Genomic DNA, 14505 nt, shown 5'->3' on the forward strand with positions numbered 1-14505 from the left:
ATGCAAATACGTTCACGGCTGATGAGCGGCCAGTGGTTCAGTCATCTGCCGGCGTCCTTTCAGGATAGTCTGTTGGCTACGGCCCGGGAGCGGCGGCTGACGGCAGGGCAGCGGCTGTTCCAGCGCGGTGATCCACCGTGCGGTTTATACGCGGTGCTCGACGGCGCCGTGCGTATAGGCGCGGTGAGCGAGCAGGGCAAAGAGGCGTTGTTGAGTCTGGTCGAGGCGCCGCACTGGTTCGGCGAAATCTGCCTGTTCGATGGCCAGCCGCGCACCCATGACGCCTATGCAGTCGGGCCGTGCACCTTGCTCAATATCCCTCAGGCGACGTTGCTCAAACTGCTCGACGAACACCCGGTGTACTGGCGGCATCTGGCGCTGCTGATGAGCCATAAACTGCGCCTGACCTTCATCAATCTCGAACAACTGAGCCTGCTGCCAGCCCCGGCACGCTTGGCCCATCGCTTGCTGATGATTGCCGAAGGCTACGGCGAGCTCGATGCGCCACGCCGCGTTCTGCAACTGCCGCAGGAGCAGTTGGCATCGATGCTGTCGCTGTCGCGGCAGACCACCAACCAGATCCTCAAGGATTTGCAGGGGCAGGGGATTATCGGACTCGGGTATGGAGAGATCGAAATCCTTGATGCCATGCGATTGCGCGCTCTCGCCACGATCTAGGATCTAACACCGAACCATTGTAGGAGTGAGCCTGCTCGCGATAGCGGTCTGTCAGTCACAGATTGATCAACTGACAGATTGCTATCGCGGGCAGGCTCACTCCTACAGGGGCATTTGTGTAGGGCTCAGGAACCGCGATAGGTCGAGAAACCGTACGGGCTGAGCAGCAGCGGGATGTGGTAATGCTGATCGGTCTGCTTCACTTCGAAGATCACCGGGATCTCCGGGAAGAACGTGTCGTGCTTGACCTTCTTGAAGTACTCGCCGGTCTTGAACACCACGCGGTATTCACCCGCTTCAAAAGGCTGTTTGGCCGGGAACAGTTCGGCGATGCGCCCTTGTTCATTGGTCGTGCCTTGAGCAAGAGGCTGCCAGTTCTCGCCGACGTGTTTTTCCAGGGTCACGTTAATGCCCGGCGACGGCAGGCCGTTTTCCAGGTTGAGCACGTGCACGCTCAACGGGTTGCCGGCGGCCAGGGCCAGGCTGGAAAAAGCGCTCAGGCCGAGCGCGGCGAAGGTCATGCGCAAAGTGCTCATGGATGCATCTCCTTATTGGGAACGGGTAGTGGCCAGACCGGTTTTCCCGGCAGCCTTGATCGCACAGTTTTCGTCTTGCTCGCCGCCGCCGGAACCGGCCACGCCCATCGCCCCCACCAGTTCAGTGCCGAGGAACAGCGGGATCCCGCCGCCGAGCAACAGCAACTCATCGAGGGTGTTGAGGTTGGCGGTTTCCGGATTGCTGCGAGCACGTTCGGCGAACAACCGGGTGGCGGTTTTGGTCGACAGCGCGGTATACGCCTTGCGTTGGCTGGCGGCGGTGTTGTGCGGACCGACACCGTCGCCGCGCAGGGTCACCAACAGATTGCCGCCCCGATCGAGCACCGACACCGTGCCGGTGCAGTTGGCCATTGCCGTGTCGGCGAGCAGCCGTGCAGTTTTCAGGTCGAGATCAGCGTGACGCGGCAGCTCAGGACTGGCGACAGCGATGCCACTGAGGCCGATCATCAGGCTGGCTACAAGGTATTTGACGGTCATGGACAGGCTCCAAAAGCGAAGGTCGACACCTTAATCGCCGGTCTTCGTCAGAACCTCGTCAGTCTGATTACAAGTTTGTAATGGGCAACGCCGCCGAAGGCGCCTAGCCTGTGTGTCTGAATAATCGAGGTGTGCCATGCGTTTGCTGGTCGTAGAAGATGAAGCCAAAACCGCGAATTTCCTCGCCAAGGGCCTGGGCGAGTCGGGTTTTGCCGTGGACGTGGCGCTCAATGGCCTCGATGGGCGCTACTTTATCGAGCAACAGGAATATGACCTGATCATCCTCGACGTGATGCTCCCCGGCCTCAATGGCTGGCAATTGCTGCAACTGATCCGCCAGCGCGGCGCCACGCCGGTGTTGTTCCTGACCGCCAAGGACGCCATTGAAGATCGCGTGCGCGGCCTCGAGCTGGGCGCCGATGATTACCTGCTCAAGCCCTTCGCCTTCGCCGAACTGCTCGCGCGGGTGCGCACGTTGTTGCGGCGCGGGCCGATGCGCGAAGCCGAGTCGTACACCATCGCCGATCTGGAAATCGATGTGTTGCGCCGCCGGGTCAGTCGCGGCGGCCAGCGCATCGCCCTGACCAACAAGGAGTTCGCCTTGCTGCAATTGCTCGCCAGTCGTCAGGGCGAAGTGCTGTCGCGCACGCTGATCGCCTCGCAGGTGTGGAACCTGAATTTCGACAGCGACACCAACATGGTCGAAGTCGCGGTGCGGCGTTTGCGTGCGAAAGTCGATGACCCGTACATGCCGAAACTGATTCACACCGTGCGCGGCGTCGGTTATCAACTGGAAGCCCCCGACGATGCGCTCTAGATCGATCGCCTGGCGCCTGGCGCTGGCGTTCGCATTGGTTTGCGCCGTGGTGTTGAGTGCTATCGGTGTGTTTCTCTACCGTTCGCTGGCCTCGGAAATCGCCTACCGCGACGACCTCGCGTTGCTCGGTCGACTGGAGCAAGTGCGCGCGTTGCTCGCTGACAGCGACAGCCTCGATGCCTTGCAGGCGCGGCCACGGCTGTATCAGAACATGCTCGGTAATCTCGACAGCCTGTTGCTGGTGCGCCGCGCCGACGGATCGAGCGTGATCGCGATCAATCCACGGCAACGCGAGTTGCCCGCGCTGAGCGCGATCCCCCGCGAGCAAACGCCGCAGCGCCGTGATGTGTTGACGTGGCAAGCGCCGGACGGTGCCGAACTCGCGCTGTTGTCCGGCGAAGCGCAGGGGCCGAACGGCGAACCGCTGACCGTGATCGCCGGCAAAGTGCTTAGCGAGCGCGAACAGATGCTCGGCAGCTATCGCATGCGCTTGTACCTGTCGGTTGGCCTCGGTGCGTTGCTCGCCTTTGCCTTGGGCTTGCTGTTGCTACGCCGTGGCCTGCGACCGTTGCGGCAGTTGAGCGAAGCGGTACGCGGTATCGATCTGCGTAGCCTCGATCAACGCTTGCCCGCCAACGGCACGCCCGCCGAACTACTTGAGCCGGTGCAGGCGCTCAACGGCATGCTGGCGCGGCTGGACGACAGCGTGCAGCGCCTCTCGCAGTTTTCCGCCGATCTCGCCCACGAGATACGTACGCCGCTGCACACCTTGTTGGCGAGCAACGGTCAGGCGCTGAATCATCCGCGCAGCACCGAGGAGTATCAGGAAGTCCTCGCCTCGAACATGGAAGAGTTCGAACGGCTCAAGCGCATGGCGGAAAACCTGATGTTCCTTGCCCGCGCCGAGCAGGCCGAGCGCGCGCTCAATCTGCAAACTCTGGATTTGTGCAGCGTTGGTGGTGAGCTGTGTGATTATTTTGAAGCGTTGGCGGATGACCGCGACCTGCGGCTGGACAATCAACTGCATGGCGAACTGCGTGCCGATCAGCAGTTGCTGCAACGGGCGCTGGGCAACTTGCTGGCCAATGCCGTGCGTCATGCTGACTCCGAAACCGTGATCAGCCTGCGCCGGCGTGACGAGTCGGGCTGGTGCTGGTTACAAGTGCACAACCATGGCCCGGCCATTGCGTCGGAGCATCTGGGCAAACTGTTCGACCGTTTCTATCGCGTCGATCCTGCACGGGCAGAGCCGGGGGATTCCGGTGGGTTGGGGTTGGCGATTGTGCAGTCGATCATGCAGTTGCATGGTGGGCAGGTGCGGGTCAGCAGTGATGCTGACGGCACCGTTTTTGAGTTGGGGTTTATGGTGAGCAATTGAGTAGTTCTTGATCACTTGTAATTAGGCTAATCTTGTCGAATGGCCGCATCAAATTCGATGCAAAATAAACAAATATCTTAATTTGCACCGTATTTGATGCAGGAAATCGCATGGAACATCTTGGCGAATTGATCAAAGCCCTGCGCAAGGCAAACAAAATGACCCAGCAGGCGCTGGCTCAGCAATACGGAATGAGCCGCGCGACGATTTCGGGGATCGAAAACAACACCATTGCCGAAATCGGCCTGCGCAAAGTCGAAGCGATCCTTAACGGGTTTGGCTATGAGCTGACAGCGGTTCCACGTCAGTCTCGCCGCCCGACACTCGATACGCTACAAAAGGCCAACTTCCATGAGTGAGTCGTCGGATCGATTAAACGTCTGTGTCGGCGGGCAAGCGGTGGGAACGTTGGCGCGCGGGAAAGATCGAGTCCACAGCGTCTTCAGTTACCGCGAAGAAACCAGTGCTGAAAATGCCGTGTCACTGACAATGCCGTCCCGGCTGGAAAGTTATGGTTGGGAGCATGGCATTCATCCGGTTTTCGAGATGAATCTGCCCGAAGGTGCCCTTCGTGATGAGCTGGTTCGGCGCTTCAGCAAAGCGGTTCGCGGCTTCGATGACTTTGCATTGCTGGCCATTGTCGGCCCCTATCAGCTCGGTCAGTTATCCATTGCCAGCGCATCGTTGACGGATCGCCCGCGTGAAACATCGCTGGCCGATCTGCTAGTGCACGATGGAGCGCAAGGCTTGTTCGAGGATCTGTTGCAAACCTATGGCCAGTATTCCGGAGTGTCTGGGGTGCAGCCCAAAGTGCTGGTGCGTGACAGTGCGGCTGCGATTGATCGTCTGACTCATCGCGGATCCACTCACTTGGTTAAAGCTTTTCGCGCCGATGAATATCCGCAGCTGGCAACCAACGAGTACTTTTGCATGCGTGCCGCGCAACACTGCGGGCTAGAAGTACCGAAGTTCGAGCTCAGCGAACATGGCAAGTTTCTGGTTATCGAGCGCTTTGATTTGAGCGCTTCGGGCTACCTGGGTTTTGAGGACTTTTGCGTGCTCAACGGTTGGCCGTCGAAAGCCAAATACGATGGTTCTTACGAAGGCGCAGCCCGGCAGATCAAAGCGTTTGTTTCACCCGCGCTGCTCAATCATGCGCTCGAAGCATTTTTCAAAATTGTGGCGTTGTCTGCAGGCCTGAAAAACGGCGACGCGCATTTAAAAAACTTCGGCGTGCTTTACGAAAGCTGCGGCGAGGAATCGTCAATCAGACTCGCGCCCGCATACGACATCATCACCACATCGGTCTACATAAAGAACGACAGTATGGCGTTGCTCTTGGGTGGCTCGAAGGCTTGGCCCAAGCACAAAATGCTGATGCGGTTCGGTCGTACGGCCTGCAATCTGACGGAGGCGCGTTGTAATCAATTACTGCAGCAAGTCGCTAACGGTATGCAGGTGGCAATGGGCGAAATGGCGGAGTACGGCGCCAGTCATCCGGCGTTCGCCGCAATGGGTGCTGCGATGATCGAACAATGGTCATCCGGTATGGAACGCAGTCTGGCTAAAGGCTGACGATCAGCGCAACCCATCACGAAACTGCCCCGGCGTCAGCCCCGTCCAGCGTTTGAACGCGCGGCTGAAACTGCTGGTGTCGGCGAACCCGAGCAAATAACTCACCTCACTCAACGAGCACTGCGGATCGCGCAGGTGCAGCAGCGCCAGATTCTCACGGCTCTCATTGAGCAATGTGTCGAAGCGACAACCCTCATCCGCCAAGTGCCTTTGCAGGCTGCGCAAACTCAGGTGCAAGGCCTGGGCAATGCGCTCTGCACTTGGTTCACCTTCCGGTAATTGTTCTTCAATCGCATCGCGCACTTTGCGTTCCCAGGTTAGCGGCTGGAGCTGGGCCATGGTGCGTTTGAGCACCGCTTCATTGTGTTCGGCGAGTTCCGGATTGGCGTCGTCGAGGTGGCTGTCGAAGTCGGCGAGGGCGAACTCCAGGCGATCCTCGAGGCAGCCGAAATGCACCGGAGCGCGAAAGACTTTGTGCCATTGGTGCGCATCGATCGGTTCCGGGCGGCGCAGGTACACAGCCAACGGTGCGTAATCACGGCCAAGGCGATTACGGCAGGTGCGCACGTAGATCGCGGTGAAGGCGTCGATGGCTTCGAAGGCTGGCGCGGGATTGCCTGACGGAATTTTCAGACGAAATTGATAGCGGTCGTCGCCACGACTCAGCTCCAGTTCCAGCGCATCGCTGACCACCGGGTGATAGCGCACGATGCGTTCGAACACTTCACGCAGGCTACCGCTGGCCACCAGTGCATAACCGAGCGCGTGGAACGTAGTTGGACTGACGAAGCGTGACACGCGCAAGCCAATCGCCGGGTCGCCGCTGACCTGCACGGCAATTTCCCACAGGCGCGTGGTGCCGGACAGTGGATAGCGCGCGTTGGGATCATCCATCAAGCTCGGATCGAGCCCGGCCTGTTGACACAGGGCAATGCTGTCCAGCCCCAACGCATCGAGTTGCTTGCGCAAGGCACGGGTCCAGCTGGCGAGGGAGGTCGGTTCCTTCATGCTGATTGGCGCTTCCGGTCAACAGGTTGGCGTTCTCGGCTACCGCAATTGAAGCGTTGGCGAGGCACGATGCGAACATCATAAACCCGAGGATGGAAGCATGGACGGTACTTCTGCAAGTCCCCAACGACACAATGCGGCCCAGCGATCAGCGCATATTCGCCAAGTGGTGCTGGCCAAAGGCGTCGAACTGCGCGAACGCTACCCGATTCTCAAGCATCAGGATGCGCTGGGCGCGGGGATTCTGGCCTTTGCCCTGATCGGGATGATCGGTTCGGCGGCGCTGTACATCACCGGCCATATGGCGTGGTGGGTGTGCTTGTTGCTCAACGCGTTTTTTGCTTCGTTGACCCATGAGCTGGAACACGACCTGATCCACAGCATGTATTTCCGCAAGCAACGCGTGCCGCACAATTTGATGATGGGGTTGGTGTGGCTGGCGCGACCGAGCACGATCAATCCGTGGATTCGTCGCCATCTGCACCTCAATCACCACAAGGTCTCCGGCACTGAAACCGACATGGAAGAGCGCGCGATCACCAACGGCGAACCGTGGGGTTTTGCACGTTTGCTGATGGTTGGCGACAACGTGATGTCGGCGTTCATCCGCATGCTGCGAGCCAAAACCTGGGCGCACAAGTTCAGCATCATCAAGCGCACGCTCAAGGTCTACGCGCCGCTGGCGCTGGTGCATTGGGGCGCGTGGTATGTGTTTCTCGGTTTTCATGCGGCCAATGGCATTGCGTATCTGCTGGGTGCGCCGATTGAATGGTCAGCGACGACGTTATCGGTGATGCAGGTAATCGATATCGCCGCCGTGGTGATCATCGGCCCGAACGTGTTGCGCACCTTTTGCCTGCACTTCATCAGCTCGAACATGCATTACTACGGCGATGTCGAGTTGGGTAATGTGTTGCAGCAGTGTCAGGTATTGAACCCTTGGTGGTTGTGGCCGTTGCAGGCGTTCTGCTTCAACTTTGGCAGCAGTCACGGGATTCATCATTTTGTCGTGAAGGAGCCGTTTTATATTCGCCAAATGACGGTACCGGTGGCGCATAAGGTGATGCGTGAGATGGGTGTGCGGTTCAATGATTTCGGCACGTTTGGGCGGGCGAACCGGTTTGTTCGTCGGGATGAAGTTGCGGTGTCTGGTGAGGCGGTGGAGGCCTGACAGAAGGCGCCCTCACCCTAGCCCTCCCGAAACGTCGGACCGCCCAGAGGGAGAGGGGACCGATTGGGGGATATTGGGGAAGTACGCCGACCTGAATGTTCCTCAGTGAATCCATAATCGACCCGATTTTTCAGGTCGATGTATAGCGAAAGACACCTCGGTCGGCCCCCTCTCCCTCCGGGAGAGGGATGGGCGGGCGGCGTTCCGATGAGGGGCTTTTGATCTTCGCCTCAATCCGGCTGAAACGGCGACTCACTGAGAATCACCCCGGTCTCCTCGACATACTGCTGCCAATGCCCGATCAACGCGCTGAGCTTCTCCGGCCGACTCAACGCCAGATCATGAATTTCCCCCGGATCACTGCTCAAGTCATACAGCTGCCAGGTCGCCGGCCCGACCGGCCCGGGGATCCACACCGCTTTCCACGACCCCTGGCGAATCGCCCGACGCCCGAACAATTCCCACCCCGTCACCGTGTGCTCGTCATGCACCTGCGCAGTCTCACCCGACAAGAACCCCAGCCACGATTTGCCACGTAACGGTGCGACCGGTTTTCCGTGCCACAACTTGCCCGGATGCCGCACACCCGCCAGATCGAGAATCGTCGGTGTGACGTCCATCACCGTGCCGAAACCATGGCTGATCTGCCCTTTGATCGCCAATTGCGGATAGTGCAACAGCGCCGGCACGCGAATCCCGCCTTCAGTGGTAAACGCCTTGAACAACCGTGACGGTGCGGTCGCCACCTGTGCCCAGTTCGGCCCGTACCAGACATAGGAGTTAGCCCGGCCAATGTTGTCGAGGCTGTTGTCGTAATGCTGGCTGAGGTACGTCACCAGTTCCGGACCGAATTTGGGGAACGCTTCAAGCAGCGCACCTTCGGCACCGTTGTCCGACATGAACAGGATGAACGTGTTATCGAGCTGCCCCTGCTGGCGCAGATAATCGACAACCCGACCGATGTTCCAGTCCATGCGCTCGACCATCGCCGCGTAGACTTCCATGGCCCGTGCGGAAATCTGTTTTTGCTCATCGCTCAACGCGTCCCACCGCTGGGTCAACTGAATCAGTGGATGCGGCTCGACGTCTGGTTCGATCAGGTCGAGGGCTTTGAGTTTTTCCAGGCGTTCCAGGCGCAGCACTTCAGGGCCGGCGTCATAGCGGCCACGGTATTTCTCGACGATGTCGGCGGGCGCCTGCAGCGGCCAGTGCGGCGCGGAGAACGGCAAATAGGCGAAGAACGGCCGGGTCTGGTCACGCTCCTTGAGGTACTGCAGCAACTTGTCGCCGAAGGCATCGGAGGAATAGAAATCCTTCGGCAATTCGTCGAGAAACATATCGTTTTCGATGTACAGCGCCGGAGTGGATTTCAGCAGGCCGGGTGTTTGCTCATCGTAGGTTGGCTCGAAACCGTAATGGTTGGCCGCGCCCGGCAGCAGCGAAAACGAACGCTCGAAACCTCGCGCATGGGGCGCCAATTCAGCCTTCAAACCGAGGTGCCATTTGCCGCTCATCAATGTTTGATAACCGGCCTCGCGCAGCAACTCCGGCAGCGCCACCACCCGATCGTTGAGATAGCCCTCATAACCCGGTTTACCGATCAGTTCCGGCGTCAGCGTTTCGGCCATGGTGCCGATCCCTGCGATGTGGTGGTCGGTGCCGGTCAGCAGCATCGAGCGGGTCGGCGAGCAGGTCGGTGCGGTATGAAAATCGGTGAGGCGCAGGCCATTGTTGGCCAGGGCATCAAGGTGCGGCGTGGCGATTTCGCCGCCGAACGCACCGATGTCGGAGAAGCCTAAATCGTCGGCCAGAATCACCAGAAAGTTGGGACGTTGCGGCATCGCAAAACTCCTGTTCAGCAGGCAATGAACGTCAGCGGCAGATCGCGGATCTGCACCGGCACGCTCGGTTGGTAATGGTCGTCACTGGTCAGCTCGTGCAGCAGCTCTTCACGCAACTGATGGAAGTCGAAACTGCTGCGCTGGCGCGGATGGGGCAGGGCGATGTCGACCACCTGCTTGATCCGTCCCGGACGCGGCTCCATCACCACCACGCGGTCGGCGAGGAAGATCGCTTCTTCGACGTCATGGGTGACGAGGATCGTGGTGATTTTTGCGCGCTCGCGAATCGCCAACAGCTCGTCCTGCATCTGCTGGCGGGTCAGTGCATCAAGGGCACCGAAGGGTTCGTCGAGTAGCAGAATGCGCGGGCTGGCGACGAGGCCGCGAGCAATCGCCACACGCTGGGCCATGCCGCCGGAGAGCTGGTGCGGATAGGCGCGAGTGAAATCGCGCAGGCCGACCAGATCGATGAAGTCGTTGATCCGTTGTTGCTTCTGCGCAGCGCTCAGCGGCTCGTTGACCAGACCCAGACCGATGTTGTCGGCGACGGTCAGCCACGGGAATAAACGGTGTTCCTGAAAGACAATGCCACGTTCGCCGCCGATGCCGCTGACGGCTTTGCCATCCACGGTAATCTGCCCGCGAAACTGCGTATCAAGGCCCACCAACAAGCGCAGCAAGGTCGATTTGCCACAGCCGCTGGAGCCGACAATGGCGACGAATTCGCCCTCGGCAATGTCGAGGTTGAATTCGCGAATCGCCTCCAGTTCGAAACCGTCGACGTCGAAGGATTTGCCTACGTGATTGAAGCTGACAATCGGTGCGTTCATGCGTGTCTCCAGCGGGTCGCGCGAATTTCCAGGCGTTGGCCAATGAGGTTGAGCAGGGCGCCGGTGAGACCGACGAAAAGCATGCCGGCCATGATCAGGTCCATGCGCAGCAGTTGTTGTGCGCCAATCATCTGGCTGCCGATGCCGCCATTGGATGGCATGAAATATTCGGCGCCGATGGTGCCGAGCCAGGCGTAGATCAGGCTCAGTCTGAGCCCGGCGAAAATCCCCGGTGCGGCGCCCGGCAGTACCAGTCGACGCAGACGCTGGCCGAGGCTCAGGCGCAGCACTTGTGCGGCTTCGTTGAGTTGCGGTGAGAGATTGGCGACGCTGCGTTGCGTGGCGATAAACAGCGGGAAGAAGGCGGCAAGGGCGACGAACACCCACTTGGCCAATTCGCCGAGACCGAACCATGCGGTGAGCAGCGGCACCCAGGCGAAAATGGCGATCTGGCGGATGGCCGCGAGGGTCGGGCCGAGCAGGCGTTCGCTGATGTTCGACAGACCCAGCAGCAGGCCCAAGGCAAATCCGAGACCGCCGCCGAGCAACAGGCCACCAAGTGTGCGGCCGAGACTGAGGGCCATGCCGCTGATCAACGTGCCGTCGAGCACGCCAGCCCAAGCCGTGCTCAAAACGGCCAATGGGCTGACCAGAATATTGGCGTCGACCCACTGTTGGTCACTTGCCAATTGCCACAGTGCCAACAAGCCCAGCGGTAGCAGCCACGGTTGCAGCCGCTGCCAGCCGTCATAACGCGGGCCGCGACGAATTTCGGCGGTGGCCGGATGCGGCCAGTGCACCAGTTTCTTGTCCAGCAGACCGATGCCGCGATCCATCGCCACGCCGATCAAACCGATGACGACGATGCAGACGAAAACGATGTCGAGCATGAACAGTTGTCGCGCCCAGACCATCAGGTAGCCGATGCCTTCACTGGAAGCCAGCAGTTCGACGGCCAGCAACGACGTCCAGCCGGCGGCCAGCGCCAGGCGCACGCCAGCCATGAACGCGGGGAGGGCGGCGGGCAATACCAGGCGCCGAATCAGCAGGCGTGGTGGCAGGCGCAGAACAGCGGCGGCTTCACGCAATTTCGGCTGGGCATCTCTTACGCCGACCAATGTGTGCAGGGTCACCGGCACCACGATCGCTTTGATCAGCACCACCAGTTTCAGCACTTCGCCGATGCCGAAAAACACCATGAACAATGGAATCCACGCCAGCGTCGGTATTTGCGACAGGCCGGCGAAGGTCGGGAAGATCAAACGTTCAAGACGCTGACTGAAGCCCAGTGCTGCGCCGAGCAATGCACCGGCCGAAACCCCGGCAAGCAGGCCCCAGAACAAACGCTGCAGGCTGATCCACAAATGGCTCCATAACTCGCCTTGAGACAGCTCGACAGCGCTGTTCCAGACCAGCGACGGCGCCGGCAAGATCTGCTCGCTCATCCATTCATTGCTTGCGGCCAGCCACCATAGGGCGAACAAGCTGAGCGGCAGCAGCCATGGCAACAGGCGCTGGTTCAGGCTGGGCCAGGTACGGCGGCTTTTCAGCGGCGGCGCGGGGAGTGGAAGACTGAGCAAGGATTGGCGGGCCATGGGTGACCTCCGTTGTCGGGTTGGCTCAAGATCAAGATCAAAAGATCGCAGCCTTCGGCAGCTCCCACGGGGGAATGCGTCCTTGAATTGACCCCTGTAGGAGCTGCCGAAGGCTGCGATCTCTTGCGGTATTAACTAAGAGCTAATGGTTATAAATAATCTTCAATAAGTTGTTTTTAGAGATAAGCAGCGCCATTTAAGGCCTCCAGCCCACACGCATCCAATGCATTCGAAGAATATTTTCGATGCTGTTAATGCATACGCCGCTGCGAGCCCCGGCGCTGCTCGCTTAGCGCTAAAAGCTATAAAAATGTGCATTTATAGTATTTAAGCGTAGGTAGTCATTCGGCCTACTTTCGGCTCCTCAACGCCCGTCGTGATCAAGGAGCAGCACCCATGAACCTCCCCTTCAAACGTGTTTTCAGTCTGTTTGCCGTTCCTGCTCTGGTGGGCCTGCTGGCGTTTACCGCGCATGCCGACGAACTCAAGGAAATCAGAATCGCCGTGCCCGACCTGAGCGCGGGGACTCAACACAGTGGCGGCGGTGTGGTCGACGTGCTGCGTGATCAGCAGATCTTCGAAAAGGCCTTTGCCGATCAGGGCATCAAGATTCAGTGGAGTTTCTTCAAAGGTGCGGGACCGGTGATCAATGAGGCGTTTGCCAACGGTCAGGTTGATCTGGCGTATCTCGGCGATCTGGCGGCAATCATCGGCAAGTCCAATGGCCTGGATACTCGCTTGCTCAGCGCCAGTGCGCGTGGGGTGAAGCAGTATTTGGGGGTGGTACCGGGTTCGGGGATCAAAACTTTGCAGGATCTCAAGGGCAAGCGCGTGGCGATCTTCCGTGGCACCGCGACGCAGTTGTCGTTTGATGCGGCGCTGGCAAGCCAGGGCCTGAGCGAGAAGGATCTGAAAGTCATCAATCTGGATTTCAATGCAGCGGTCGCGGCGTTGGCAGCCAAGCAGATCGATGCGTCATGGGGCAGCTCCGGGTTGACCGCATTGCAGGCCAAGGGGCTGGCCGAGTTGCCGCTGAACACTAAGGATCTCGGTGGCGCAGGCAGCGTGCAGTCGGTATTGGTCGGCACGGGCAAGTTTGTCGACGCGCACCCGGAGGCGGTGGCCAAGTTGCTCAAGGCGCAACAACAGGCCGTGGAGTGGCTGACGCAGGACGGCAACAAGGCCGCTTACGTGCAACTGGTCTCGGGTTTGGCCAGCTATCCGCCGGTGATCCTGACCCAGGATCTGCAGGATCAGAGGTTGAGCGAAGTGTTCCCGTCGACGCTGGATCCGGTGTTCCTTGGCAGCCTGCAGGACAAAGTGGATCTGGCGGCGCAGCAGAAGCTGATTCGCAAGCCGTTCAAGGTGAATGATTGGGTGGCGCCTGAGCTGGCAGCGGCCAAGCTCTAACGTACACCGATCGTTCCCACGCTCTGCGTGGGAACGCATCAATGGACGCTCTGCGTCCACTTTGGGACGCGGAGCGTCCCGGGCTGCATTCCCACGCAGAGCGTGGGAACGATCCCCTTAAACAGCGACGCTGATTTCCTGCCGATCCACCGCCACCAATGTCTCGATCATCGCCCGTGCCGCCGGCGACAGGCGAAACCCGGTACGACTGACAATCCCGCAACGCGCATTCATGCTCTCCAGGTTCTGCGGCAAATTACGCCAGTGCAGCAACACCAGCGAACCCTTGGCAATGTCCTCGACAAACGCCTCTTCCGTACCGACGCCAATCGCATTCGATTGCAGCACCACCTTCACCAGCGCCGGAAAATGCTCGGTCTCGATGGTCGGGGAAAAATCGATGCGGCCGCTGAGGTTCGCCAATAATTTGCGAATCCCCGGCGGGATCAGCGTGGTCGCCAGCGGATAGTCGAACATGTCGTTGGTCGACAGGCTTTCCTTGGCCAGCAACGGGTGTCCCGGGCGGCAGAAAAATACCCCGCGTTTGGGTGTCAGTGCCTGGGTCTGGAAGTTCGGATCGGACTCGAAATGGCGAATGTCGGCGATAAAGAATTCGATCTCTTCACGGCTCAACGCGCGGCTGAGTTTTTCCCAGTTATCCACCTGAAAACAGGTGCGCACTTTCGGGTGCGCGTTGATGAATTGCGCCACGGCGTCCGGCACCAGTTTCACTGCTGGCGCCGGGCCGCAACCGAAGTGCACTTCACCGGCATCGAGCTTGGTCATCTGCGTCACTTCGGCACTGAGCAGCGCCGCGCCTTGCACCAAGCTCAGGGCGTGTTGCAGCACCACTTGGCCCTCGGGTGTAGGGCGCAAATCCTTGTTGCCGCGATCCACCAGCACGCAGCCGAACTCCTGCTCGAGCCCTTGAATACTGCGGCTGAACGCCGGTTGAGTGATGCCCATCGCGTCGGCCGCGCGGACAAAACTGCGGTGTTCGTTGAGGGCGATGAAGTAACGCAACTGGCGAAGATCCATATGCTTTTCCGGCATCCTAAAAATAGCTCGAAGGCATTTGCGACGAGGGTTGCTAGAGGTTTTAAATGCAAGCTCTTATTCCGTCAACGAAGCATGTGAATATCTATTAGATGTAAATGGAATATAGATA

The 14505-nt window shown here is 59.5% G+C and carries 14 protein-coding genes; 7 read left to right on the plus strand and 7 right to left on the minus strand.

All coding sequences use genetic code 11. The annotated features are described in order from the left end of the window. Positions 1 to 678, plus strand: a complete 678-nt coding sequence (locus CKW26_RS00240) for a Crp/Fnr family transcriptional regulator (protein ID WP_093440412.1) — start codon at positions 1 to 3, stop codon at positions 676 to 678. Between the two features lie 125 nt (positions 679 to 803). On the opposite strand, the gene uraH is transcribed toward CKW26_RS00240, so the two are convergent. Then, entirely contained in the window at positions 804 to 1214 is a 411-nt protein-coding gene (gene uraH, locus CKW26_RS00245) for a hydroxyisourate hydrolase (protein ID WP_038367220.1), read from the minus strand. 12 nt (positions 1215 to 1226) lie between these two features. After that, positions 1227 to 1712, minus strand: coding sequence for a heme-binding protein (locus tag CKW26_RS00250; RefSeq protein ID WP_095047054.1), 486 nt, complete (start codon positions 1710 to 1712; stop codon positions 1227 to 1229). 136 nt (positions 1713 to 1848) lie between these two features. On the opposite strand from CKW26_RS00250, the gene CKW26_RS00255 reads away from it, so the two are divergent. From CKW26_RS00255 to CKW26_RS00270, 4 genes are all read left to right on the plus strand, one after another. Further along, positions 1849 to 2529, plus strand: a complete 681-nt coding sequence (locus tag CKW26_RS00255; RefSeq protein WP_016987597.1) for a heavy metal response regulator transcription factor — start codon at positions 1849 to 1851, stop codon at positions 2527 to 2529. Continuing rightward, complete coding sequence (locus tag CKW26_RS00260) at positions 2519 to 3907, plus strand: heavy metal sensor histidine kinase (RefSeq protein ID WP_095047055.1); 1389 nt, start codon at positions 2519 to 2521, stop codon at positions 3905 to 3907. Before CKW26_RS00255 ends, CKW26_RS00260 begins: the two co-directional genes overlap by 11 nt. A gap of 110 nt (positions 3908 to 4017) precedes the next feature. After that, positions 4018 to 4266, plus strand: coding sequence for a helix-turn-helix domain-containing protein (locus CKW26_RS00265; protein ID WP_095047056.1), 249 nt, complete (start codon positions 4018 to 4020; stop codon positions 4264 to 4266). Further along, complete coding sequence (locus CKW26_RS00270; RefSeq protein ID WP_095047057.1) at positions 4259 to 5482, plus strand: type II toxin-antitoxin system HipA family toxin; 1224 nt, start codon at positions 4259 to 4261, stop codon at positions 5480 to 5482. Before CKW26_RS00265 ends, CKW26_RS00270 begins: the two co-directional genes overlap by 8 nt. Before the next feature lie 3 nt (positions 5483 to 5485). Here the strand turns inward: CKW26_RS00270 and CKW26_RS00275 are convergent, their stop codons facing one another. Next, positions 5486 to 6490, minus strand: a complete 1005-nt coding sequence (locus tag CKW26_RS00275; RefSeq protein ID WP_095047058.1) for an AraC family transcriptional regulator — start codon at positions 6488 to 6490, stop codon at positions 5486 to 5488. Between the two features lie 100 nt (positions 6491 to 6590). Between CKW26_RS00275 and CKW26_RS00280 the strand changes: the two genes are divergently transcribed. Further along, a complete protein-coding gene (locus CKW26_RS00280; protein ID WP_095047059.1) occupies positions 6591 to 7661 on the plus strand; it encodes a fatty acid desaturase in 1071 nt (356 codons plus the stop codon). Between the two features lie 230 nt (positions 7662 to 7891). Here the strand turns inward: CKW26_RS00280 and CKW26_RS00285 are convergent, their stop codons facing one another. From CKW26_RS00285 to CKW26_RS00295, 3 genes are read right to left on the minus strand one after another with little or no spacing between them, the layout of a single operon-like run. Then, positions 7892 to 9502: an arylsulfatase gene (locus CKW26_RS00285; protein WP_095047060.1), complete on the minus strand. Its 1611-nt coding sequence runs from the start codon at positions 9500 to 9502 to the stop codon at positions 7892 to 7894. A gap of 14 nt (positions 9503 to 9516) precedes the next feature. After that, on the minus strand, positions 9517 to 10332 hold the full coding sequence (locus tag CKW26_RS00290; protein ID WP_038359705.1) for an ABC transporter ATP-binding protein: 816 nt from the start codon (positions 10330 to 10332) through the stop codon (positions 9517 to 9519). Continuing rightward, entirely contained in the window at positions 10329 to 11927 is a 1599-nt protein-coding gene (locus CKW26_RS00295; protein WP_095047061.1) for an ABC transporter permease, read from the minus strand. The genes CKW26_RS00290 and CKW26_RS00295 overlap by 4 nt, the downstream gene beginning before the upstream one ends. A 396-nt stretch (positions 11928 to 12323) precedes the next feature. Between CKW26_RS00295 and CKW26_RS00300 the strand changes: the two genes are divergently transcribed. Continuing rightward, a complete protein-coding gene (locus CKW26_RS00300; protein ID WP_095047062.1) occupies positions 12324 to 13337 on the plus strand; it encodes an ABC transporter substrate-binding protein in 1014 nt (337 codons plus the stop codon). Positions 13338 to 13454: 117 nt separating this feature from the next. Here CKW26_RS00300 and CKW26_RS00305 read toward each other — a convergent pair whose 3' ends face one another. Continuing rightward, positions 13455 to 14375 (minus strand): LysR family transcriptional regulator, encoded by a 921-nt coding sequence (locus CKW26_RS00305; RefSeq protein WP_093440454.1) that lies wholly within the window; start codon positions 14373 to 14375, stop codon positions 13455 to 13457. Positions 14376 to 14505: the final 130 nt, after the last annotated feature.

Source organism: Pseudomonas sp. Irchel s3h9, assembly GCF_900187475.1.
Classification (GTDB): domain Bacteria; phylum Pseudomonadota; class Gammaproteobacteria; order Pseudomonadales; family Pseudomonadaceae; genus Aquipseudomonas; species Aquipseudomonas neuropathica.